The following is a 21,873-nucleotide window of genomic DNA, read 5'->3' as shown; positions in this document are numbered from 1 at the left end:
TTGTCGGTGGCGTCGGTACGGGCCGGCGCCACCGAATGCTCACTTAGAGCGTGTCTCATTTGGCGAGTTTCTTGTAACAGGTGATGGTGGCGGCGAGGGTGAGGAAGGCGAGGTAGTGGCTGGGTTTGCGTTCGTAGCGGATGGTCAGGCGCCGGTAGCTGGTCAGCCAGGCGATGGACCGTTCGATCACCCACCGGTGTCTTCCGAGTTTCTCGGTGGATTCGATACCTTTGCGGGCGATGCGCGGGATGATCCCGCGCCGGCGGAGCCAGTCGCGTAGGGCTGGGATGTCGTAGGCCTTGTCGGCGTGGAGCTTGGCCGGTTTCCGGCGGCGCGGTCCGCGGCGAGACCGGATCGGCGGCAGCGCGTTGACCAAGGGTCTGAGCGCGTGACTGTCGTGAGTGTTGGCCGCGGAGATCCCAACGGTTAACGGAAGTCCGGCCCGGTCGGACAGCACATGGATCTTCGAGCCGGGCTTGCCGCGATCGACCGGGCTCCGACCGGTCAGACCGCCCCCCTTTTGGCCCTGACGGATGCTCCGTCCAGGACCGCACGCGACCAGTCGATCATGCCCTTGCCGCCAAGTTCGTCCAGCACCGCCCGGTGCACATCGCGCCACAGGCCGACCTTGGTCCACTCGGTGAACCGCCGATGCGCTGTCGGCACGGTGACCCCGAAGCTGGGCGGCAGATGTCGCCAGGCGCAGCCGCTGGTCAGCACGAACACGATCGCGGTGAACACCGCCCGGTCGCCCACTCGTGACATGCCGCCACCCTGCGGGCGCGTCTTTCCCGGCGGGATCAACGGTTCGACCAGCGCCCACAACTCGTCGGGCACCAGCCGTCGCGACAACTCGTCCATCACAGCTCATGATCATGCCCACACCTCAACCAACAACCAAGTGAGACACGCTCTTATTCACAGGCGACACCATCTCCGTCGCGGTCGAGTTTGCGACTGTATCCGGGTTCGCCGGCATGAAGCGGTGCCGCGCCTGCGGCTCGCGCGGCAGCGCAGTTTTTATAGTAGATCGATTCGGGTGCGGGTGCCGGCGCAGGTTCTTCTTCGGTCGTCCGAGGAGGAGGTGCCGCATGCGTGGTGGTCTTTTTCGTGGGCGCAGGCTTCGCTTGCTGGGCCGGGGGTTGCGGGGTCGGTGCGGTGATCAGCCCTTTGCACGGTGCGGCCCACAGCCCGCTGACTGCTTGACGGGCGACGGTTTCCGCGTCGCGCAGCGTGGCCGAGGCTGCGTCGGAGGCGAGCTGAGCGTAACCGTTTTCGAGCGCGGCAGTGGCGTAATCGGTGCCATCGTCCAAGCTGAACGCCACTCCGGTGGCAGTGTCGGTGGTGATGTGTACGGTCGAACCGATCAGCTTCGTGGTGGCCCACGTGGCGGTCTCCGCGGCATAGCAGTTGCTCCCAGTCGCGACGGCTATTCCGAGCACATGCACTGTGCGGTGGCTGCCGTCGCTGCCTGCGAGTTCGACTGTGGCCCCATCGGTCACCTGGCTTACGCGGTAGGTGATCGGTGGGGGTACCGAGGTGCTCGGCGGAATCACTTCGGCCGAGGCGGCTGGTGCGGCCACTGGCTGCGGTGCCGGTTCCGGCGTCTTGCCGAAGACTGCACCCAGTACGAACAGGATCGCGAAAACGCCGAGAGTGCTCATCAGCCACTTCGGCATCCGCTTCCGCGGGCGTGCCGAGAGATCCGGGGTCGGGTGCATGGGCGGAAATCCTCGTTTCTGGATTCGGTGTGCCGAAGGGTCTTCGCGGAAACCCAGGTCGGCGTTACGCCCGAGACGCGCAACTGTTCATCATCACCTGAACAGCCGAGGAATTTGGTCACAAGACCGTCACAAAAGCTGGTTTTCGAGCCGGATGTGGTGACGAATCAGCGGACGTGGGCGATATTTTCCGGAATCGCCGGAGAGGAAGCGCGAGCACGATGGCCGACTTGATTGAAGTAGTGCCGCTGATCCCGAGCGGCCGGATTTCTGCCCAAGATCTCGAGTTCGCCGCGATCGACGTGAAGACCACCGGTCTGCGTAGCGGGCGGATCATCGAGGTCGGTGTCGTGCGGTACCGGGGTGACGGGACCCTCCTCGGAGAGTTCTCGACCTTGGTCGACCCGCAGGAACGCCGCGCCGCCGGATGGCGTGGCCCGCACCGGATCACCGGCATGGACCTCCAAGGTGCGCCTGGGTTCGCGGACGTCCTCGGACCGATGCTCGACCTGTGCCGAAACGCCATCGTCGTGCTGCACGACCTGCCGTCGACTCGAGCTTTCCTGAACGCGGAAGTGACCCGGCTGGGGGTTACGCTGCCGGCCTTGCCCGGTGTTTCGCTCGTCGACGCGGCTCGGACCACCCTGCGGCTGCCCAACTACCGCCTTGCCACCGTCGCGCATGCGCTCGGTATCGCGGACTTTCCCGGATACCTCGCTGCGCCGTCTGCACGGGCTTGTGCGCAGGTGGTGCTCGCGTTGGCCGGTGTGCACGGGCTGGGGTTCGCTTCGGCACCGCGTTTCCCCTCGTTACCCCGGTTCGCCGGCGGCGCGACGATCATGCGCAGACCGGACGAGGCCATGGTGGAGAAAGGCTGGATGGCCGGCGTGGTGGACCGGATTTCCACCGACTCCGGCGGCGCCGGCGCGACGGCGACCCAGGCGTATCTCGATCTCCTCGCCGAGGCGGTAAGCGATCAGTTCCTTTCGGAGGACGAAGGGTGGTCGCTCGCTCGGCTGGCCGCAGCGGCGGGGATACCCGAGGTGGAGGTGCGCCGGCTCCATGTCGAGTTCGCCTCCGCGGTGCGGGCGGTGGCGGAGTCGGATGGTGTGGTCACTGCCGACGAACATCGCGAGTTGCATCAGATCGCCGGTGCACTCGGGGTTTCGGAGGTGGTGATGGACCTTCGCCCCACTGGCGGTCGGCGAAAAGCCACCCGGGTATTGGTCCTGGGCGCAAGCGCCGGTGCCGACCGGTTGCGCGCACAGATACTCGCTGAAGGGGTCCAGCTGGCCAAGAAGCTGACCGCGTCGGTTACACACTTGGTCTATGGCCCAGATGTGCCGGGGACGGACCCGCGTGTTCCGAGAGCCGTCGAGCTGGGTGCGCAGGTGCTCGAGCTGGCGGCTGCACCGGCCGCACTCGGCTTCGAGCACGCCGTACCACGGACCAAGGCGCTACCCACCGGTCGGCCGGATACAGCGCCAGAACGCCAGGTACTTGAAGCGGTGCCAATCTCCGAGCAGGTGACCGCTCAAGCTGAGCCCGTGCCGCCTCCAGCGGAGAGCAACGCGGGGTCGAGCCGGCGTACGTCCACGCCCACCCGCCCCGCAGCGGTCGCAGCTACGTCGCCCCGAGGCGTTTTCGCAGGTCGTGCATTGATGGCCGGAGGACTGGTCTTGATGCTCGTTACTGTGGTGGCGTTGTTCGGTGGTGCCGGCGTCGGCGCAGGAATCGTGATAGCGGTGTTCGGCGTGGGGGCGCTCGTCGGTGGCTGGTATGTCGAGGAAGAGAGCCGGCTGCGCGGCTCATCGCGGTAACGGTGGGAACCGCTTCTCGTTGCGGTCCACCTTGGCGTTTGCGGCGGCCAGGAGGTCGATGCCCAGTACGTCGGCGAGCCGGAGGAGGTACAGGGTCACGTCGGCGATCTCGTCCTCGACGTTGAACTCCTGGGCCGGGTCGGTGCGCCACCGGGTGGATTCTTCCGGGGTCAGCCATTGGAACAGCGCGGTCAGCTCGCCCACCTCACCGGAGAGGGCCATGGTCAGGTTCTTCGGGGTGTGGAAGGGCTCCCAGTCGCGGGCGGCGGCGAACTCGCGCAGGCGCCGGGTCAGATCGTCGAGGGTCACCGCGTCTGGTTACCACGGGTGCGTGACCGGGTCGAAAAGACGCCGAAAAGACTACGCCGTTGGCCCACACGCGCGTCCGGATCGATACGGCAGACTGGAGGCGTGAGCGGTCCCCCCGATGTGTCTTCTTACCTGCGCGGCTTGGACGTGGGGACGCTCGCCGACCTGTTGTACGCGCAGGCCCGGCGTGACCCTGAGCTACGGCATTCGCTCGAGCTGCGGGCGGCGACCCAGTCGGGTGCGGTGAGTGAGGCGCACCGGCTGCTGGACACCGCGGTGGCCGACGGGAACCTGGACTATGCGGCCAAGATCGGCGCGGTCCTGGACACCGTGGCCCGGCTGCTCGACGCGGGCAGCCGGGCGGACCTCGCGCCGCTGGCCCGGCGGGCGGTCGACGACGTGGTCGGCATGCTCGACCGGCACGGGGATCCCTCCGGCGACCTCGGGGAACGGTTCGAGCGTGCGGTCGGGCTCTACGCGCGGGCGTGCGCGGCCCGGCCACCCGATCCGGAACTGCTCGCCGACTGGCTCCTGCAGGTGTCCTTCGACGGGCGGCCGGTCGAACTGGCCGATTTCTCGGGCGCCCTCGGCGAACCCGGCACCGAACGAGTCAAGTCCACTGTGGACGAAGTGCTCGCCGGGGCACCCACCGGGCACCGGCTGACGGTCGCGCAGCGGCTGCAGGAGGAGGTCGCCGAAGTGCGGGGCGACGTCGACGGGCTGGTCGCGATCCTGTCCGCCAAGCCGCCGCGGGTGGACGTCAGCCTGAAGATCGTGCGCGTGCTGCGCGCGGCCGGCCGGCACAGTGAGGCCATCGCGTACGCGGCCAGGGCCCTCACGCCGCACAAGCCGGAGCCCAAGGACGAGGCGGTCACCCTGCGGCGCAAGGAATTCGACGAGCAGCCCGGGTCCGGCACGTACGCTGCGCTGCGGGAAGCAGCGATCGAGGCAGGAGTCTGGACCACGCAACGGGTTTCGGCGGTCGCCCGGCTGCGCGAACGTGCCGCGGAAAGCTCGGAAAACGCCGAGGAACTCGTCCGCGCGCTGCTCGCCGAAGAGCGTCCGGACGACGCCTGGCGGGCGTGCCTGCGGTTCGGCGGCTCGGTCGCGTCCCGGCTGGAGCTGGCCGCGTCGCGCGAAGCAACGCACCCGGACGAGGTGATCCCGGTGTACCGCACCCAGGTCGAGCACCTCATCGAGCAGAAGGACGCGCAGGCCTACCGCGAGGCGGCCAAGCACCTGAAGAAGCTGCGCACCCTGCACAAACGCACCGGGACGGCGGAGGAGTTCACCGGGTACGTCGCCGAGCTGGTGAACGTGCACCGCCGCAAGACCCGGCTGGTCGCGGAGATCCGGGCCGCGCGGATCGCCGTACCGAAGGCGCGCGCGCCCAGGCCTGAGACTGTCCGTGAAAGGGACCTTCACGGACAGTCCACAGTGGAGGGTCAGGCTTCCCGGAGTGCCTCGCGGTAGCCGTCGAGGTCGTAGTCCAGGCGGTCCTCTTCCTCGGTTTCGGTGAGCTGGCTTTCCAGCACCGTCACCAGCTGGTCCAGCACCGCTTCCCGGGCCAGGCCACGGGCGGTCAGCCGTTGCGCGGCTTCCCAGACCTCGGGCGGCTCGTCGTCCCACAGGTGGTCCACCACGGACGTTTCCAGGGCCAGGCGCAGACCGTCGGTGCCGTCGAACTCTTCCGCGGCCAGGGATTCGTGGTACTCGGGGTGGGCGCCGATCACCAGCAGGCGGCGTTGCTCCGGGTCGCCGGGGTCCAGGTCGGTCAGTTCCTCGTCGCCGATCACCGCGGCGGTCTCCGGGACCGCGAAACGGCGGCGTGCCACCACCGCCAGGACCTCCTCGGCGGATTCGGTGCCGTCGAGGTAGTCGCTGAAGTCCTCGTCGTCCTCGTCGTCGGCCAGGTACTCGGCCAGGTACTCCGTGACGTCCTCGACCAGCGCGGCCGCCGCGGCGTCCGACAGCTCGGCGCGGCGTGCGCCCCACGCGGCCCAGGCCAGTACGACGGGGGCGACCGCGTCCTCGTCCTCCAGTTCGGTCTCGCCGTCCAGCAGCGACTCCAGGAACCGCGCCAGCTTCTCGGGGCCCACGCGCAGCGGGTCCGCGGGTTCGGTGCGGCAGCCGTGCTCCACGAGCAGACGCGCGATTTCCCGGCCGGATTCGGGATCGCTGAGGTTCGACTCGGCGAGGAAACGGTCGACGGCCTCGGTGCGCCGCACCGGCGACCAGGCGGCCACCGCCTCGGTGGCCGACGGTTCCGGCAGACAGCGGCACCAGGTCAGCGCCACGGCGTGGAAGCGCGCGTAGTCCTCGCCGACCTCCGGTTCGGACAGCGCGTCCGTCGCGGCGATGCCCTCGGCCAGCAGCCGGTGCGCGTCGGCCGGTTCGACCTTGTCCAGGACGACCAGGTCACGGTCCTCCTCGGCCTGGCCACGCATTTCGGCCAGCACCTCGTGCGGCTCCTCGATCACCACGAGGTCGCGCACCCGGCCGCCCTCGGTGAAGTCGAGCAGCGCGAGCAGGCCCAGAGTCGCCTCGCCGCGGGAAAACACGCACAGCAACGACGATTCGTCCCCGTAGACGTCGCCGGTGCGCCAGCACTCGCCCACAGTGACCTGGCCGATCTCGCCTGCCCACTCCGGCTCCGGAATCCCGCGGCCGAGCACGACGGCGAGAGCTTCGGCAGCCGCGGCGCGCTCCTCACCGGTCTCGGCGAGCACCTTCAGCGCGGCGAGCAGCGCGGCCGCCCCCGGGGTGATCTTGCGCTGCGCGAACGCGATCAGCTCCAGCCCGAGCCGGTCCTCGGGGTCGGCCTCCGCCCACTGCCCGATCACCTCGGAGGCGAGGAGTTCGACGTCGAACGGGCCGGGTTCCGCGGCGACTGCGGAGAAGTCCCGCAGCACGTCCTTGAACAGGCCGTTGACACTGGGGCTGGCGGGCTGGGAACTCTTCTTGCGGGCGCGGCTGACCGGACTCATGCCGGACATCGTCGTCCATCCTCCGCCGGGCCGCGCCGGGGGTCCGCGGTTGCGCGCACCGCGGTGGCGCTAGACGGCTGATTCCGTGAAGTTAGTGTTAGTGGTCGTAGGCGATGAGTGATCGTTTGCTGGTCAGGCCGGTGTTCCAGTTGTGCCAGATGCCGGCGGCCATGGCCAGCAGGCGTTGGGCGACGCGGGTGAACACTCCGGCGGGGGTGCGTCCGCCGTGGGCTTCGAGGTCGAGCTGGCCCTTGAGGGTCTGGTTGACCGACTCGATCCGTTGACGGACACCGCCGAGGTTGCCGTTGCGGTAGGTCTCGTCCTTGCGGTCCGGGCGCAGCAACTCCAGCCCCATCGCCGCGGTCAGCTTCTTGAATTCCTTGCCGGCGAAACCCTTGTCCGCCAACAGGGTCTGGCCGTCACGAACGAGGTGGTGGTTGTGCTCGAGCAGGGCGGCCAAGACCTCGCGTTCGCCGAGTTTCGGGTTGGCCAGGCACCACATGATCGGCATGCCGTCGCCGGCGCAGACGAGGTAAAGCTTGAGCCCCCAATACCACCGAGAGTGTGACGCACAGTAGCCGTAACTGGCGTGGCCGGCCAGGTCGGAGCGCTTCACGGTTTCCCGGGACATCCCGCACGGCACCGGGGTGGCATCGGTGATCCACATGTCGTCAAACCAGGACGGACAGCACAGGGAAAGGGCCAGGATGGTCTTGCGCAGCAACGGTTCTGATGCCTTTAACCGCTTGTGGTAGCCGGACTGCCCAGGAAGATGAGCAAACCATTCACGCCACCGGGAGTCGGCATGAAGATGGCGAATCCATCGGCGCTCGGAGTCATACCGCAGCAACACTTGGGCAGTGGCCAGCGTGATCAACTCACTGTCCGTGAGTAGTGGGCGCCGTCCCCGGCCGGTCCGGGGCAGCACCACATGGTCATCGACGAGCACGTACAGTGCCGTCAGGAGGGTGTTCAGGTCGTTCTTCACAAAATGATCATGAGCACCCTCCACTCATGCCCACACTCGGGGCCACTTCACACGACCTTCACGGAATCACTCATCTAGGCGGCCGGATGGGCCTGGTCGGTCACCGGCTCCGGCGAGCGCAGCCGGCGTTCGCGCAGTGCCTCGTCGAAGTCGACGACGAACGTGCCGGCCGCCATCGCCACCAGCAGCGTCAACCCCAGTACCGCGCCCACCCACGTCAGCACGATCGTGAACATCGGGCCCTCCCCTCGTTCGCCGGTCGGTTACCACTTCAGGGTGCTTTCGAGGTGGTCCGCCCGGTATCGGCCAAGTGGTTAGGACCACACTGGCCGAACGGATGAGAACGAGCCCGACAGCTACCCCATGCGACGTACGAGAGGCGTGTGGGTGAGCCGGTCACAGCTTGCGCAGGCGCACCCGGTTGATCGCGTGATCGGCGTCCTTGCGCAGGACGAGCGTCGCCCGCGGGCGGGTGGGCTTGATGTTCTCCATCAGGTTCGGCTCGTTGATCGTGCGCCACAGGTGACGGGCCTCTTCGCGGGCCTCGTCGTCGGGCAGGCCGGCGAAGTGGTGGAAGTGCGACGCCGGATCGGCGAACGCGGTGTGCCGCAGCTTCAGGAACCGCTCGACGTACCAGTGTTCGATGTCGCCGGTGTGCGCGTCCACGTAGATGGAGAAGTCGAACAGGTCCGAAACGGTCAGCCGGGGGCCGGGCTGCAGCACGTTCAGCCCCTCGACGATCAGGATGTCCGGCCGCTCCACCACCTGCTCCTGGCCGGGCAGAATGTCGTAGGCCAGGTGCGAGTAGACCGGCGCGGCCACGTGCTGGGCGCCGGACTTCACCTCGGTCACGAACCGCAGCAGCGCCCGTCGGTCGTAGCTTTCCGGGAAACCCTTGCGGTGCATGATGCCGCGCCGGGTGAGTTCGTCACGGGAGTAGAGGAACCCGTCGGTGGTCACCAGGTCCACGCGCGGATGGTCGGGCCAGCGGGCCAGCAGCGTGCGCAGGATCCGGGCGGTGGTCGACTTGCCGACCGCGACGCTGCCCGCGATGCCGATCACGTACGGCACCTTCGTGCCCCGGCAGTCCTCGCCGAGGAACGTGGTGGTCGCCTCGTACAGCTGTTGCCGCGCCTTGACCTGGAGGTTGATCATCCGGGACAGCGGCAGGTACACGTCGGCGACCTCGGCGAGGTCGATCTGCTCCCCGAGGCCGCGGAGGCGGACCAGCTCGTCCGCGGTCAACGGCAGCGGGGTGGAGCTCCGCAACTCCCGCCACTGGTCCCGGTGCAGCTCGACGTAGGGGCTGAGTTCACGGACCCGTGACATCGCAACACTCCTCGGCCGTCGCCTGCGCTGGCTCCGTACAGCTTGCGTAACGCGGGTCCAACGGTAGGGCTTACCGCTCGTGAACGCGCTGTGATGTGTTGCACGCGAGGCGGGCAGCGCCGGCAACAGAGCCGGCAACGCTCACCGGCTGTGACCGTTTCGGCCGAAAACCTCCTGCCACGCCGCGGCCAGCTGCCGGGCGCAGGTCGCCGGCTCGACACCGCCGACGCCGGTGCCGAGCCCCGGCATCGCGATGGTGTCCACGGCCTCGCGTACCAGCCCCTGCTCCAGCTTGCCCTCGCGCCACTGCAGGAACACCGCACGCGCGGCGAGGTAGGGGTGCACGGTGTCGGCCGGCAGCCGCTCGCCCGGCTCCCGCATGGTCGGCGCGCTGATCAGCCACGCCGGCTCGGCCTCGCCGGTCTCCACGATCACTGACTCGCCGATCGGCAGCTCACCGCCGTAGGAGGCGAGCACCGCACTGCGCACGCTCTGCTCGATGCCGGGGAACGCGCGGGCGTACACCGCATCGATCCCGCCACGCATCCAGCCGTAGGAATTGGCCGGGCTGACCACGGCCTGCGCGACGACGTCGAGCACCGATCCGCGGTGCACCCGCACCGGGCCGGCAAGGTCGGCCACCACGGCGGCCCATGCCGTGGCGAGTGGTTCATCGACGGCGCACAACACCAGTTCCGGCGTCCGGGGCGAACCCGGCGAAACGTCCGCACCGCGCCCGGTGTGTGTGCCCGATTCGGCGGTCACGCGTCCAGCATGGCAAAAAACGCCACCCGGCGTAACCGGTTTCGGTACCGGCTGTCCGAGTGAAACCCGCCACGTAGGCGATCAGTAGCCTGACGTCCGTGTTGCGGATCGCGTATTTCGGCCCCGAGGGCACGTTCACCGAACAGGCCGCCCGTGCGCTCGCGCCGGGCGAGGACCTCACTCCCTACGAGACCATCCGGCTCGCGCTGGACGCGGTGCGGGACGGCGCCGCGGACGGCGCGTGCATCCCCATCGAGAACTCGGTGGAAGGCGTGGTGCCGGCCACCCTCGACGGGCTCGGCGGCGGCTCGGCGCTGGTCGCGGTGGCCGAGGCCGTCCTGCCCATCCGGTTCAGCGTCCTCGCCCGGGCCGGTGCCACCGAGATCCGCACCGTGGCCAGCCACCCGCACGCGCTCGCACAGGTCCGCGAATGGCTTGAGGCGAACCTGCCGCACGCCACCGCGGTCGCTGCGTCGTCCACCGCGGCCGCCGCGGTCGGGGTGGTGGAGGGCACCTACGACGCCGCGGTGTCCGCCCCGGTGGCGATCGAGCACTACCCGCTGGAGGAGTTGGCCACCGGGATCGCCGACGTCGGGGACGCGCAGACCCGGTTCCTGTTGGTCCGCCGCCCCGGTGAGCTGCCGGAGCCGACCGGCGCCGACCGCACGTCGATCGTCGCCGCGGCGGAGAACCGCACCGGCACGCTGGCCCAGCTGCTGTCCGAACTGGCCGGCCGCGCGATCAACCTGACCCGCCTCGACGCCCGTCCGGTCCGCGACAGCTTCGGCGAGTACCGGTTCTTCATCGACTTCGAGGGCCACCTCGCCGAACCACGCATCGCGGACGCGCTGACCGCCCTGCGTCGACGCTGCCACCTGCGGTTCCTCGGGTCGCACCCGCGTGCGGACCAGCTGCCCGCCACGATCGAACCGGGCGCCGGCAACCAGGACTTCCTCGATGCGCGGGCCTGGGTCGACGCGGTGCTGAAGGGAGAAGACGCGTGAGGATCCTGTTGGTCCGCCACGGCCAGACTGAGGGCAACGTGCGCGGCGCGCTGGACACCGCGCTGCCCGGTCCGCCGCTCACCGAACTCGGCCAGCAGCAGGCGAAGGCGCTCGCGCAGCGGCTGTCGTCCGAACCGATCGTCGCGGTCTACGCCTCGCAGGCCATCCGTGCGCAGCAGACCGCGGCGCCGCTGGCCGAGGCGTTCGGCTTCGAGGTGCAGGTGATCGACGGGGTCAAGGAGGTCGACGCCGGGGAGCTGGAGAACCGGTCCGACCGGGCGTCGATCGAGGTCTACCTGCGGGCGGTGGCCGAATGGACCCAGGGCGCGCTCGACGTGGCGATCCCCGGCGGGGAGACCGGCGCGCAGGTGCGCGAACGGATGCTGCGGGCGGTCACCGAACTGCGGGCCAAGCACGAGGAGATCGATCCGGACGGCGCGGTCGTGCTGGTCAGCCACGGCGGCGCGATCCGGCTCGCCGGCGAATGGCTGGCGCCGAACGTGCCTCCCGAACTGGCCGCCGCCGCGCTCATCCCGAACACCGCGTCGGTCGAACTGCTGGCCGAACCGGACGGCTGGCGATGCCTGCGCTGGGTCGACACCGTCCTGCCTCCCTCGTGAACCGGCTTGGCCGCTGACGAGGCCACGATGTGGGGAATTGGCCGGACAGGCCGCAACCCGGTCGGTGCTTCGCACGTCTTCTGGGTAGCTTCACCAAGGATTGCTACCCCTGCACTGCGAGGCGAGTGAGATGGCAAGCACGAAGACCAAGGTCGTGATGGCCGCGGCGGGCGTGTCCGGCGCGCTGCTGCTCTCCGCGTGCGGCAACGGCACCCCACCGGCCGCCAGCAGCCCGCCGGCGACCAGCAGTAGCGCTTCCGAGACGTCACCGGCCAGTTCGGCCACGTCCGCGCCCGCGAGTTCGTCCGGCGAATCGGAGAGTCCCGCACCGCCGGCGGGAAACGGGCTGTGCAAGGCGGCCGACGTCACGCTGTCGCTCGGCAAGGGCGACGCCGGCGCGGGATCGACCTACCGTCCGCTGCTGATCAAGAACTCCAGCGGCAAGACCTGCACGATCCAGGGCTATCCCGGGGTGTCCTACGTCGGCGGCTCCGGCGGGGACCAGGTCGGCGAGGACGCGGTCCGCGTGGGCGGCAAGGGGCCGGTGATCAAGCTCGAACCCGGGCAGTCGGCGGCCGCGGACATCCAGTTCGCCCAGGTGAACAACTTCGACCCGAGTGCCTGTCAGCCGACCGACGTGAAGGGGCTGCGGATCTACCTGCCGCAGGAAACCGCGGCGAAGTTCGTCGAGGATCCGGGCACCGGCTGTGCCGGCAAGCAGGTCCCGGGCCACCAGCTCAGTGTGAAGACGGTGCACCGCGCCTGAGTGCGGGTCCAGGAGTCCTGCCCGCGGGTGGTCAGCCGCGCGCGCAGAGCTGCTGCACGCGGATCACGTCGGCCTGGGCGACACGATCGTCGAACCGGCTGCGCAGCACCATGCGGTTCACGTTCTCCAGGCTCCGCGCGAGCGGCTGGTAGGTGTCGTTGAACGCGGCCGCAGCCTTGGCCAGCGCCGTCGCGCCCGCGACCCGGTCGACCGCGTCGTCGGCCAGGCGGGTGAACTGGGCCGCGTCGTAGCCGCCCGTGGTGTCCGGCAGCCGTCCCGCCCGGGAAAAGGCGTCGCACGCCGCGGCCGCGTCCTCGTCGGCGCCGCCACGCTGGCCGGATAGCGTCCAGAGCAACCCGACCACGCACACGCCGAGCACGAAGCCCGCGACCGCGGCGAACACCAGCGGGCGGCGGGAGGTGGGTACCGAGCGGGACGGAGCGGTGGTGCGGTCGGTCTGAGCGGCGGCGGCCTGTTCAGCGGCGGTGTGGTCGCCGCTGGTGTCATCGCCGGGCCGGCCCGTGCGGGTTTGCTCGCTGTGGTCCGTGTTGCTCCAGTCGCTGCCGACCTGGTGACTGCTGCTCTTTCCGCCGCCGGTGTCACCGGTCCAGCCACCGCGAGTCTGCTCACCGCTGCTCTGCTCACCGGCGGTCTGGTCGCCGTTCGGTAGTGATGCGGGGTCGGGGGTGGGCATGACGGTCCTCCGGCGGGCGGGGCGAGGTGTCATTCCAGCACCGAAACCGCCCCTCCGTGCCTGGCTGAGGCCGATTCGTCACCGAAGTGGGTGGTTGCGTAGGGCGAACGCCGCGTAGCCGGTCACGGCCAGTAGCAGCACTCCGGACGCGGTGAACGTGCGGCTCGGCGAGCCGAGCAGTTCCGTGAGCAGGCCGCCGAGCAGTGCGCCGACCGGGATGGCTCCCCACACTGCGGTGCGCCAGACGCCGAGCACGCGGCCGAGCAGTTCACTGGGCACCAGTGTGTGCCGCGCGGTGGCGAGCACCACGTTCACCGCCACCACCGCGGCCGCGAACAGGCCGAACAGCACGGCCGAGGCCACCGGTTGCCGAACCAGCCCCATCCCGCCGAACCCGAGCGCGCAGCACAGCACCCCGCCGACCAGCACCGGCCTTCGCCCGGTGAACCGGACGAGCCGCGGGGTCAGCGCGGCGCCGGCGAGCCCGCCGATTCCGCCCACGAACGCGAACAGCCCGAACGTGGCCTCGGACAGCCGCAGGTCCTCCAGCGCGTACAGCACCAGCTGCGCCTGGGCGAGTTCGCTGGCCAGGCTCAGCAGGCCGGCCACCGCGAGCAGGCGCAGCAGCAGCGGATTGCCGCGCAGCCAGCGGACGCCCTCGGCGAAGTCGGCGCGGACGCGGGTGTTGTCCTCCGCTCGCGGCCGGTAACTGCCGGCCAGGCCGAGCAACACCGCGGCGGCGACCGCGAAACCGGCCGAGGTCAGCAGGAACGGGAACGCCGCGAACAGCGCGAACGTGGTGCTGCCGACCGGTCCGCCGAGAAAGGTCTGCCCGACGATCTCGCAGGCCTGGAGCTTGCTGTTCGCACTCTCCAGCCGGTCCTCCGGGACGAGCGCGGGCGGCAGCACGTTCGCCGCGCTGTCCGCCACCGTCTCCGCGGTGCCGATGAGCAGCGCGGCGACGTAGATCGTCCAGATGTCCACCGCGGACACGGCGACGAGCACGGTGATCGCGGCGACCACGGCGGCTCGCGCCGCGTTCGCGACGATCATCGCCTTCTTGCGGTCGACCCGGTCCACGAGCGTGCCGGCCAGCACCGCGAACAGCAGCCACGGCAGGAACTGCACCGCGGACAGCGCGGCGATCTGCACCGGATCGCGGGTGAGGGTGGTGGCCAGCAGCGGGAACGCGACCTTGCCGATGCCGTCGCCGAGGTTGGAGGTGGCACTGGAGGCGATCAGCCAGCGGAAGCGGCCGTCGGTCCGCGCGTGCGCCACTGGTCACCTCCCCGCCGTAGTGCTGTGACCTCGAGTTTAGAGGGCGGGGCGGCGCAGGGTGATCGTTTGGTGACTTCTGGTTATTCCGCAGTGGATTTCGGGACGCGGCGAAGGGAACAGCAGGCGACGGCGGAAGCGGCGGGGGTTTCCGCAGCCCGGGTCAGCCCCAGCCGAGTTCGTGCAGCCGCTCGTCGTCCAGGCCGAAGTGGTGGCCGAGCTCGTGCACCACGGTGATCAGCACTTCCTCGACGACCTCGTCCTCGTCCTCGCACATGGCCAGCAGCGGCCCGCGGTAGATGGAGATCCGGTCCGGCAGCACGCCGCCGTAGTCGCTGGTGCGCTCGGTCAGCGCGATGCCGTGGTAGAGCCCGAGGATGTCCGGGGCCTCGTCGTTGTGCTCCTCGACCAGCACCACGACGTTGTCCATCGCGGCCGCGAACTCGGCAGGGACCTGGTCCAGTGCCTGGGAGACCAGCTCCTCGAACCGCGCAAGGGTCATCTCGACCGGCACGTCAGCGGTTCCCGGTGGAGCTCGGCGGCGCGCTCTGCGACGAGGCGGGCGTGGACTGGGCCTTCACACTGCCGGTCACGGCCTGGAAACCGCTGCCGTCGGACAGGGTGGCCGCGACCTTGCAGTTGACCTTGGTGGAACCGGCGTCCCAGCTCTCCTGCTCCCGCACGTCCCAGCCGAGGGTCAGCTTCTTCTCGCCGAGGTCGGCGCCGCCGGTGTAGTCCTTGGCGGCTTTCGTGCACTCGGTGTCCAGCCAGGACTTCTGGTCGTCCTGCTTCGGGTAGCCGTCCTTGAACTCGCCGGCCAGGTCGAGCGTCGCGATGATCTCGTAGGAGTGCGGACGACCGCAGCCGACCGGGTCGCCGACGCCCTTGCCGGCCAGCGCGAGACAGGTTCCCGGCTCCCACACCGGCGACTGGTCCTGGTCCTTGGCGGCGCCGGTGGTCGGCTGCAGTGTGCCGCCGGGACCGGCCCACTGCAGCCCGCAGCGCAGCTGGCGATCGCCGTCGGCCCACTGCGCGGCGGCCGGGCGCAGCAGGTTGGTGGTGAGCTTGCCGTACGGGTCGAGCGCGTGACCGAGGTAGGGCCGCACGTCGCTGTTGCACTTCTGCTGGGCGATCTGCTGCCACTGGTCCAGGCTCGGGAACGGCGCGTCCTCGGTGAACTGGGCACCGATGTCGACGCTGCCGGTGACCTCGAACAGGTGCGGTCGCGTGCACGGCACCACGTGCGCGTCCGAGGCGTCGGCGGCACTCCAGGTCAGGCAGCTGCCGGGCGGGGAGTGGAAGGCCTGCTGAGCGGCCTCGTTGAGCTCGCCCTCCTCGCCGCCTGCCAGCGCCGAGGTCCAGGAGAACGTGACGCTCAGCGCGAGCGCGATGATGGCACCAAGGAACACCCCGGCCATCACCACGCGGGTGGTCAGGGTCTTCATCTGCGGAGGGAACCGCTCGGCACCTCGGGACATCGGTACCCATGATGCCCGCGCCGCGTGAGCCTTGCGTGTGGCGGGTGGCTACTGTGGAGGTGGTTTCACCGTGCCGGGGGATTACGGAGCGCACATGACGCAGGACGACAACACCGGGGAGCAGCCTCAGCAGCCTCAGGAGCGGGGCTCGATGCGCTTCCAGGACGGGAACACGCAGCCTCGTGAGCCCTCGCTGGCCGAGCAGCGCGCCCGCAGGCAGGCGCTGGCCGACCGCGAGCGCGAGGAGCAGGAGGCCGCCGCGGCCCGCGCGGTCGCGCAGCGGAAGGCCGACACCAAGCGCAAGGTCCTGATCGGCGGCGGTGTCACGGTCGGGCTGGCCGGACTCATCTCCACCTACTACACGGTGGCCAAACCGACCGAGACCACCGCGGTCTGCACCGATGCCAGCGGGGTCGTGCAGAACGACCAGTACTGCGACGAGAGCTACGCCGCCAGCCACGGTGGGCACTACAGTGGCGGGTTCTGGTTCATCCCGCTGCCCGGCGGTGGCTTCTCGCAGTACCGCTACAACTATGGCGGCACCGGCACGGTCGGCCAGCGCGTGTCCGGCGGCAGCTTCACCGCACCGTCGGGCAACACCAACGTCTCGACCAAGTCCGGCACCAGCGTGCAGCGCGGCGGGTTCGGCATCAGCGGCAAGTCCGGTGGCATCGGCGGGACCGGCAAGAGCGGGGGCTCGTAGGTGTACCGGGACCGCAAGCAGCCGCGCCGGGACTGGCAGCGGACCGTCGAGGAGCAGGGCCTGGTGTACGGCACCCCGGCCCGCGACGGAGCAGGGAAGGCCCGGCCGTACTGGGACGAGTCGGTGCACTACGTCTTCGACATGGACGAGGTGCTGTCCATCGAGGCCGACGTCGAGCTGCTGCACTCGATGTGCCTGGAGGCCGTCGACAACGTCGTGACCACCGAGGGTTACCGGCGCTTCGGCATCCCGGAGTGGGTGTGGCCGCACATCGCCGAATCGTGGAAGCGGCAGGACCCGCACGTGTACGGCCGGTTCGACCTGCGTTACGACGGCAAGTCGCCGGCCAAGCTGCTGGAGTACAACGCGGACACGCCGACCACGCTGCTCGAGGCGTCGGTGGTGCAGTGGCACTGGAAGACCGAGGTGTTCCCGGACGACGACCAGTGGAACTCGGTGCACGAGAAGCTGGTGGAGCGCTGGGGCGAGATCGGCGAGAAGCTGCCGTCGAAGGAGCTGCACTTCACCTGGTCCTCGGCCGACCCCTCCGGTGAGGACCACGTGACCACCGCGTACCTGCAGGAGACCGCGGCCGAGGCCGGGCTCGACACGGTGGGCCTGTCGATCGAGGAGATCGGCTGGGATCCGGTGCTCAAGCGCTTCGTGGATCTCGAAGAAGCGCAGATGGCCACGGTCGTGAAGCTGTACCCGTGGGAATGGGTGGTCGACGAGGAGTTCGGCCGCTTCGCGGTGGAGACCATGCCGCGCACGCTGTGGGTCGAGCCGCTGTGGAAGATGCTGCTGTCGAACAAGGCGCTGCTCGCGGTGCTGTGGGAGAACTACCCCGGGCACCCGAACCTGCTGCCCGCGTTCACCGACGACCCCGGCCTGCTCACCGAGTACGTGCGCAAGCCGAAGCTGGGCCGCGAGGGCGCGAACGTGCAGATCGTGGCCACCGGCTACGAGACCCAGACCGACGGCGTCTACGGCGCCGAGGGGTTCGTCTACCAGGCGTTCGACCCGCTGCCGGAGTTCGACGGCTACCGCCCCGCGCTGGGTGCCTGGATCGTCGGCGACTCCTCGGCCGGGCTCGGCATCCGGGAGACCAGCGGGCTGGTCACCGACGACGGCGCGGCGTTCGTCCCCCACCGGATCCGCGAGTCGTGATACAACGCTGCCTGTCTGATTCATGCGTTTCGCGCTGATCGTGCAGGGAGCACCCGGTGACCTCGACTCTTGCGTTGTCCGACACGTTCGGCACCGACCTCGTGCGGGGGATCGGCGCGATCCTGCTGTACGGCGTGGTCGGCCTGCTGTTGATGTTCGCCGGGTTCTACGCGATCGACTTCACCACGCCGGGGAAGCTGTCGAAGCTGGTCACCCGCGGTCTGCCGAACGCGGTGATCGTGACCGCGTCCGGACTGCTGTCGATGGCGTTCATCGTGGTGGTGGCGATCTTCAACTCGGCGAGCGATCTCACCGAGGGCCTGATCACCTCGCTGGTCTACGGCCTGATCGGGGTGATCGTGCAGGTGCTCGCGGTACGGCTGCTGGAGTGGGCGACCCGCATCGACGTCGGCTCGACCATCGAGAGCGAGAAGTTCGCCCCGGCGAGCGTCGTGGTCGCCGCCGCGCACCTGGGCCTCGGCCTCGTGGTGGCCGTGGCGATTTCGTGACTTCCGCACACTGCCGCGGGCGGATCGTCCCACTAACGTGGGTCTTGTGCGACTGCTCAGGACGCCGGAAGACCGGTTCGCGGACCTGCCCGATTTCGCCTTCGCTCCGAAGTACACGGATCTCGCCGACCCCCACGGCGGCCTGATCCGGGTCGGGTACGTCGAGGCCGGCCCGGTGGACGGGCCGCCGGTGCTGCTGCTGCACGGCGAGCCCAGCTGGTCCTACCTGTACCGCAGGATGCTGCCGGTGCTGGCGGACGCCGGGCTGCGGGCGATCGCCCCGGACCTCGTCGGGTTCGGCCGGTCGGACAAGCCTGCCGAGATCGTCGACCACAGCTACGCGCGGCACGTGGAATGGGTGCGGCGGTTCGCGTTCGACGACCTGGACCTGCAGAACGTGACCCTGGTCGGGCAGGACTGGGGCGGGCTGCTCGGGCTGCGCCTGGTGGCCGAGCATCCCGGCCGGTTCGCCGGCGTGGTCGCGGCCAACACCGGACTGCCCACCGGGGACACGGACATGCCCGCGGTCTGGCACAAGTTCCGCGAGACGGTGGAGAACGCGCAGGTGCTCGACGTCGGCCGCTCGGTGCAGGCCGGCTGCCGCACCGAGCTGTCCGAGGAGGTCAGGGCCGCCTACGACGCCCCGTTCCCGAACGAGATGTACAAGGCGGGTCCGCGCGCGATGCCCGGCCTGGTGCCGACCCGCCCGGACGACCCGGCCTCGGAAGCGAACCGGGCCGCCTGGCGGACGTTGACCGATCTGGACGTCCCCCTGCTGTGCGCGTTCTCCGACGGCGATCCGATCACCGGCGCGATGGGCCCGATCTTGCAGCGCAGGATGAAGGGGGCCGCCGGTCTGGACCATCCGACCATCGAAGGCGCGGGACACTTCCTGCAGGAGGACGCGGGCGAGGTGCTGGCCGAGCACGTGGCCCGCTTCGTCCGCCGCTGACCCCGCCCTGCGCGGACGGGGCGTGGCGGGCGAGCGTCAGGAGACGGCGGCCAGGGAGTCGAGCAGGATCCGCAGGCCTTCGTCGGCCTCGGATTCGGTCAGGGTCATCGGGGGACCGATACGCAGCACGTTCTTGTGCAGCCCGCCCTTCCCGATCAGCAGGCCGCGTTTCCTCGTCTCCTCCAGCATCTGCTTCGCGGCGCGGACGTTAGGGGTGGTCGTACCCGGTTCGACCAGTTCGACGCCGATCATCAGGCCCTTGCCGCGTACCTCGCCGACGAGCGGGTGCCCCGCCGCGCGCAGGCCGTTGATCAGCTGGTCGCCGCGGGCGGCGCAGTTGGCCTGCAGGTCGTGGTCGTCGATGTAGTCGAGCACGGCCAGTGCGCCCTGCATGGAGACCGGGTTGCCGCCGAAGGTCGAGAACGACTCCGCCTGGAAGCAGTCCAGCACGTCGCCGCGGGCGACCACTCCGCCGACGGTCAGGCCGTTGCCCAGCCCCTTGGCGAAGGTCATCATGTCCGGCATCACGTCGTGCGCCTGGATGCCCCAGAAGTGCTCGCCGGTGCGGCCCCAGCCGGTCTGCACCTCGTCGGAGACGAAGAGAATGCCGTAGGAGTCGAGGACCTCCTTCATCGCCTTGAACAGTCCGTCCGGCGCCATACTGAAGCCGCCGACCCCCTGGATCGGCTCGGCGATGAGGCAGGCGACGTCGCCCGCGGTCGCGATGTCCAGCACGTCCACCAGATCGGCCACGCAGGCGTCGATGTAGGCCGCGTCGGACAGGTCGCGGAACGGACTGCGATAGCGGTAACCGCCGTGCACGTAGTTGACCTTGACCGGGCTCAGCGCGGACGCCGACCAGCCGCGGTTGCCGGTGATCGCGACCGTGCCGAACGAGCGGCCGTGGTAGGAGTTGCGCATGGCCAGCACCTGGTTGCTGCGCCGGTACTGGGTGGCGAGCATCAGCGCGGTGTCGTTGGCCTCGCTGCCGGAGTTGGTGAAGAACACCTTGGCGTCCGGGATGCCGGAGCGCTGCGCGATCTTCTCGGCCAGCTCGACCTGCGAGCGGATCAGGTAGAGCGTGGACGTGTGCAGCACGCCGGTGTCGAGCTGCTTGCGCACCGCGTCGCTGATCTCGGCGACGTCGTAGCCCATCGAGTTGGTCAGCACACCGGCGAAGAAGTCGAGGTAGGTGCGGCCTTGGGAGTCGGTGATCCGGCGGTCCTGCGCGTGCACGATCTCGATCGGCTCGTCGTAGAGCAGTGACATCCAGGACGGGAGCACTGCGCGATGGCGCTTGAGCAGGTCGTCGGTCATGGCGTTCTCCTCGCTCGGGGTCCTGGCGAGTATGCGGAGCGTGGGAATCGGGCGACAACGATCAGACTGTCGGGTAGTCCGCGGCCGGCCGCACAGTGTGTACGGGATACGTGTACGGGAAACCGAGTCGAGCTGGTGTCCGGCCTGCGACTACCCTTTTGCGGGTGATTGACCCCAGGACTCTGCGTGAAGACCCGGAAGCCGTGCGCGCGTCGCAGCGTGCCCGTGGCGAGGACGAGGGGGCGGTCGACAAGCTCCTCGGTCTCGACACGCGCCGCCGTTCCGCGATCGCGAACGCCGATCGGTTGCGGGCCGAGCAGAAGTCCGTGAGCAAGCAGGTGCCGAAGGCCTCGGCGGAGGACAAGCCCGCGTTGCTGACCCGGGCGAAGGACCTGTCCGCGCAGGTCAAGGCCGCCGAGGTGGAGCAGGCCGAGGCGTCGGAGGAGTTCGACCAGCTGTTCCGCACCGTGCCCAACCTGGTGCACCCGGACGCACCGGTCGGCGGCGAGGACGACTTCACCGTGCTCAAGACGGTCGGGCAGCCGCGGCCGTTCGACTTCACCCCGCGCGATCACCTGGAGCTGCTCGAGGGACTGAGCGCGGTGGACATGGAGCGGGGCGCGAAGGTGTCCGGCTCGCGGTTCTACTTCCTCACCGGGGTGGGTGCGCAGCTGCAGCTCGGGCTGCTGAACATGGCCATGGCGAAGGCGATGGCGAACGGTTTCACGCCGATGATCACGCCGTCGCTGGTGCGCCCGGAGATCATGGCAGGCACCGGTTTCCTGGGCGCGCACTCGTCGGAGGTCTACCGCCTGCGGGACGACGACCTGTACCTCGTGGGCACGTCGGAGGTGCCGCTGGCGGGCTTCCACTCCGACGAGATCCTCGACCTCGGCGCCGGTGCGCGCCGGTACGCCGGCTGGTCGTCGTGCTTCCGCCGCGAGGCAGGCTCGTACGGCAAGGACACCCGCGGCATCATCCGCGTGCACCAGTTCGACAAGATCGAGATGTTCGTCTACGCGAAGCCGGACGAGGCGGCGGCCGAGCACGAGCGGCTGCTCGGCTGGGAAGAGGAGATGCTCGCCGCGATCGAGGTGCCCTACCGGGTGATCGATACCGCGACCGGCGACCTCGGCACGTCCGCCTACCGCAAGTTCGACTGCGAAGCCTGGGTGCCCACGCAGGAGACCTACCGCGAGCTGACCTCGACGTCCAACTGCACCACCTTCCAGGCCCGCAGGCTCTCGGTGCGCTACCGCGACGACAACGGCAAACCGCAGATCGCCGCGACCCTCAACGGCACGCTCGCCACCACCCGCTGGATCGTGGCGATCGTGGAGAACCACCAGCAGCCGGACGGTTCGGTGCGGGTGCCGGAGGCGCTGCGGCCGTTCCTCGGCGGGCTCGAGGTGCTGGAGCCGGTCAAACGCTGATCCGGGGTTCCTCCTCGTTCCGCGGGTGCGGGGCTC

At 69.6% G+C, this 21,873-nt stretch carries 23 protein-coding genes; 10 read left to right on the top strand and 13 right to left on the bottom strand.

From position 1 onward, the window contains the following. Nucleotides 1-55 precede the first annotated feature (55 nt). Nucleotides 56-861, bottom strand: a protein-coding gene (locus tag BJY18_RS22435) for an IS5 family transposase (RefSeq protein ID WP_184779869.1) whose coding sequence is annotated in 2 segments (ribosomal slippage) — nt 56-522 and nt 522-861 — 807 coding nt in all. Because the reading frame shifts where the segments join, the coding sequence is not laid out codon by codon here. 53 nt (nt 862-914) lie between these two features. Then, nucleotides 915-1,679 carry a thermonuclease family protein gene (locus BJY18_RS22430; RefSeq protein WP_246458942.1) on the bottom strand — a complete coding sequence of 255 codons (765 nt, stop codon included), beginning with the start codon at nt 1,677-1,679 and terminating at the stop codon, nt 915-917. Between the two features lie 263 nt (nt 1,680-1,942). On the opposite strand from BJY18_RS22430, the gene BJY18_RS22425 reads away from it, so the two are divergent. Next, the gene (locus BJY18_RS22425) at nt 1,943-3,541 is read left to right on the top strand and encodes a 3'-5' exonuclease (protein ID WP_184781824.1); all 1,599 of its coding nucleotides are present in this window, start codon (nt 1,943-1,945) and stop codon (nt 3,539-3,541) included. Here the strand turns inward: BJY18_RS22425 and BJY18_RS22420 are convergent. Continuing rightward, nucleotides 3,530-3,850 carry a nucleotide pyrophosphohydrolase gene (locus BJY18_RS22420; RefSeq protein WP_184781823.1) on the bottom strand — a complete coding sequence of 107 codons (321 nt, stop codon included), beginning with the start codon at nt 3,848-3,850 and terminating at the stop codon, nt 3,530-3,532. The genes BJY18_RS22425 and BJY18_RS22420 overlap by 12 nt on opposite strands. A 102-nt stretch (nt 3,851-3,952) precedes the next feature. On the opposite strand from BJY18_RS22420, the gene BJY18_RS22415 reads away from it, so the two are divergent. Next, nucleotides 3,953-5,323 carry a hypothetical protein gene (locus BJY18_RS22415; protein ID WP_312873925.1) on the top strand — a complete coding sequence of 457 codons (1,371 nt, stop codon included), beginning with the start codon at nt 3,953-3,955 and terminating at the stop codon, nt 5,321-5,323. On the opposite strand, the gene BJY18_RS22410 is transcribed toward BJY18_RS22415, so the two are convergent. From BJY18_RS22410 to BJY18_RS22390, 5 genes are all read right to left on the bottom strand, one after another. Further along, nucleotides 5,296-6,837 carry a hypothetical protein gene (locus BJY18_RS22410; RefSeq protein ID WP_184781822.1) on the bottom strand — a complete coding sequence of 514 codons (1,542 nt, stop codon included), beginning with the start codon at nt 6,835-6,837 and terminating at the stop codon, nt 5,296-5,298. The two genes, BJY18_RS22415 and BJY18_RS22410, sit on opposite strands and share 28 nt — an antisense overlap. A 97-nt stretch (nt 6,838-6,934) precedes the next feature. Beyond that, complete coding sequence (locus BJY18_RS22405; RefSeq protein ID WP_184778676.1) at nt 6,935-7,825, bottom strand: IS982 family transposase; 891 nt, start codon at nt 7,823-7,825, stop codon at nt 6,935-6,937. Between the two features lie 74 nt (nt 7,826-7,899). Then, nucleotides 7,900-8,061, bottom strand: coding sequence for a hypothetical protein (locus tag BJY18_RS22400; protein WP_184781821.1), 162 nt, complete (start codon nt 8,059-8,061; stop codon nt 7,900-7,902). A 160-nt stretch (nt 8,062-8,221) separates the two neighbouring features. After that, nucleotides 8,222-9,154 carry a type I pantothenate kinase gene (gene coaA / locus BJY18_RS22395; protein WP_184781820.1) on the bottom strand — a complete coding sequence of 311 codons (933 nt, stop codon included), beginning with the start codon at nt 9,152-9,154 and terminating at the stop codon, nt 8,222-8,224. 141 nt (nt 9,155-9,295) lie between these two features. Beyond that, complete coding sequence (locus tag BJY18_RS22390) at nt 9,296-9,919, bottom strand: macro domain-containing protein (RefSeq protein WP_184781819.1); 624 nt, start codon at nt 9,917-9,919, stop codon at nt 9,296-9,298. Between the two features lie 98 nt (nt 9,920-10,017). Between BJY18_RS22390 and pheA the strand changes: the two genes are divergently transcribed. The 3 genes from pheA (at nt 10,018) to BJY18_RS22375 (ending at nt 12,309) form a co-directional block, all read left to right on the top strand. Then, entirely contained in the window at nt 10,018-10,923 is a 906-nt protein-coding gene (gene pheA / locus BJY18_RS22385; protein ID WP_184781818.1) for a prephenate dehydratase, read from the top strand. Continuing rightward, nucleotides 10,920-11,543, top strand: a complete 624-nt coding sequence (locus BJY18_RS22380; RefSeq protein WP_184781817.1) for a histidine phosphatase family protein — start codon at nt 10,920-10,922, stop codon at nt 11,541-11,543. Before pheA ends, BJY18_RS22380 begins: the two co-directional genes overlap by 4 nt. Before the next feature lie 130 nt (nt 11,544-11,673). Then, nucleotides 11,674-12,309, top strand: coding sequence for a DUF4232 domain-containing protein (locus BJY18_RS22375; protein ID WP_184781816.1), 636 nt, complete (start codon nt 11,674-11,676; stop codon nt 12,307-12,309). A gap of 31 nt (nt 12,310-12,340) precedes the next feature. Here the strand turns inward: BJY18_RS22375 and BJY18_RS22370 are convergent, their stop codons facing one another. From BJY18_RS22370 to BJY18_RS22355, 4 genes are all read right to left on the bottom strand, one after another. Then, nucleotides 12,341-13,003, bottom strand: coding sequence for a hypothetical protein (locus BJY18_RS22370; RefSeq protein WP_184781815.1), 663 nt, complete (start codon nt 13,001-13,003; stop codon nt 12,341-12,343). 78 nt (nt 13,004-13,081) lie between these two features. After that, nucleotides 13,082-14,281 carry an MFS transporter gene (locus tag BJY18_RS22365; RefSeq protein ID WP_184781814.1) on the bottom strand — a complete coding sequence of 400 codons (1,200 nt, stop codon included), beginning with the start codon at nt 14,279-14,281 and terminating at the stop codon, nt 13,082-13,084. 160 nt (nt 14,282-14,441) lie between these two features. Next, complete coding sequence (locus tag BJY18_RS22360) at nt 14,442-14,792, bottom strand: metallopeptidase family protein (protein ID WP_184781813.1); 351 nt, start codon at nt 14,790-14,792, stop codon at nt 14,442-14,444. A 1-nt stretch (nt 14,793) separates the two neighbouring features. Next, on the bottom strand, nt 14,794-15,756 hold the full coding sequence (locus BJY18_RS22355) for a septum formation family protein (protein ID WP_184781812.1): 963 nt from the start codon (nt 15,754-15,756) through the stop codon (nt 14,794-14,796). A gap of 94 nt (nt 15,757-15,850) precedes the next feature. Between BJY18_RS22355 and BJY18_RS22350 the strand changes: the two genes are divergently transcribed. The 4 genes from BJY18_RS22350 to BJY18_RS22335 are packed head-to-tail and all read left to right on the top strand — an operon-like array spanning nt 15,851 to nt 19,087. Further along, nucleotides 15,851-16,459: a hypothetical protein gene (locus BJY18_RS22350; protein ID WP_184781811.1), complete on the top strand. Its 609-nt coding sequence runs from the start codon at nt 15,851-15,853 to the stop codon at nt 16,457-16,459. Continuing rightward, nucleotides 16,460-17,626 (top strand): glutathionylspermidine synthase family protein, encoded by a 1,167-nt coding sequence (locus tag BJY18_RS22345; protein ID WP_184781810.1) that lies wholly within the window; start codon nt 16,460-16,462, stop codon nt 17,624-17,626. Nucleotides 17,627-17,682: 56 nt separating this feature from the next. After that, nucleotides 17,683-18,135 carry a DUF350 domain-containing protein gene (locus tag BJY18_RS22340; RefSeq protein WP_184781809.1) on the top strand — a complete coding sequence of 151 codons (453 nt, stop codon included), beginning with the start codon at nt 17,683-17,685 and terminating at the stop codon, nt 18,133-18,135. A gap of 37 nt (nt 18,136-18,172) precedes the next feature. Continuing rightward, nucleotides 18,173-19,087, top strand: coding sequence for a haloalkane dehalogenase (locus BJY18_RS22335; RefSeq protein ID WP_184781808.1), 915 nt, complete (start codon nt 18,173-18,175; stop codon nt 19,085-19,087). Between the two features lie 36 nt (nt 19,088-19,123). On the opposite strand, the gene BJY18_RS22330 is transcribed toward BJY18_RS22335, so the two are convergent. After that, nucleotides 19,124-20,404: an aspartate aminotransferase family protein gene (locus tag BJY18_RS22330; RefSeq protein WP_184781807.1), complete on the bottom strand. Its 1,281-nt coding sequence runs from the start codon at nt 20,402-20,404 to the stop codon at nt 19,124-19,126. Between the two features lie 164 nt (nt 20,405-20,568). Here BJY18_RS22330 and serS point away from each other — a divergent pair, with 164 nt between their 5' ends. Beyond that, entirely contained in the window at nt 20,569-21,837 is a 1,269-nt protein-coding gene (gene serS / locus BJY18_RS22325) for a serine--tRNA ligase (RefSeq protein WP_184781806.1), read from the top strand. The last annotated feature ends 36 nt before the right edge of the window (nt 21,838-21,873 follow it).

The organism is Amycolatopsis jiangsuensis, from assembly GCF_014204865.1.
GTDB lineage: Bacteria > Actinomycetota > Actinomycetes > Mycobacteriales > Pseudonocardiaceae > Amycolatopsis > Amycolatopsis jiangsuensis.
Note: the sequence above shows the minus strand (reverse complement) of the source record. Positions and strands in the feature narration are given on the sequence as shown.

What these genes read in the sequence shown, in the direction of transcription:
- BJY18_RS22430 (WP_246458942.1), bottom strand. Translation starts at nt 1,679, where the DNA reads ATGCCGAAGTGGCTGATGAGCACTCTCGGCGTTTTCGCGATCCTGTTC.
- BJY18_RS22425 (WP_184781824.1), top strand. Translation starts at nt 1,943, where the DNA reads ATGGCCGACTTGATTGAAGTAGTGCCGCTGATCCCGAGCGGCCGGATT.
- BJY18_RS22410 (WP_184781822.1), bottom strand. Translation starts at nt 6,837, where the DNA reads ATGAGTCCGGTCAGCCGCGCCCGCAAGAAGAGTTCCCAGCCCGCCAGC.
- BJY18_RS22400 (WP_184781821.1), bottom strand. Translation starts at nt 8,061, where the DNA reads ATGTTCACGATCGTGCTGACGTGGGTGGGCGCGGTACTGGGGTTGACG.
- coaA (WP_184781820.1), bottom strand. Translation starts at nt 9,154, where the DNA reads ATGTCACGGGTCCGTGAACTCAGCCCCTACGTCGAGCTGCACCGGGAC.
- BJY18_RS22375 (WP_184781816.1), top strand. Translation starts at nt 11,674, where the DNA reads ATGGCAAGCACGAAGACCAAGGTCGTGATGGCCGCGGCGGGCGTGTCC.
- BJY18_RS22370 (WP_184781815.1), bottom strand. Translation starts at nt 13,003, where the DNA reads ATGCCCACCCCCGACCCCGCATCACTACCGAACGGCGACCAGACCGCC.
- BJY18_RS22355 (WP_184781812.1), bottom strand. Translation starts at nt 15,756, where the DNA reads ATGTCCCGAGGTGCCGAGCGGTTCCCTCCGCAGATGAAGACCCTGACC.
- BJY18_RS22350 (WP_184781811.1), top strand. Translation starts at nt 15,851, where the DNA reads ATGACGCAGGACGACAACACCGGGGAGCAGCCTCAGCAGCCTCAGGAG.
- BJY18_RS22330 (WP_184781807.1), bottom strand. Translation starts at nt 20,404, where the DNA reads ATGACCGACGACCTGCTCAAGCGCCATCGCGCAGTGCTCCCGTCCTGG.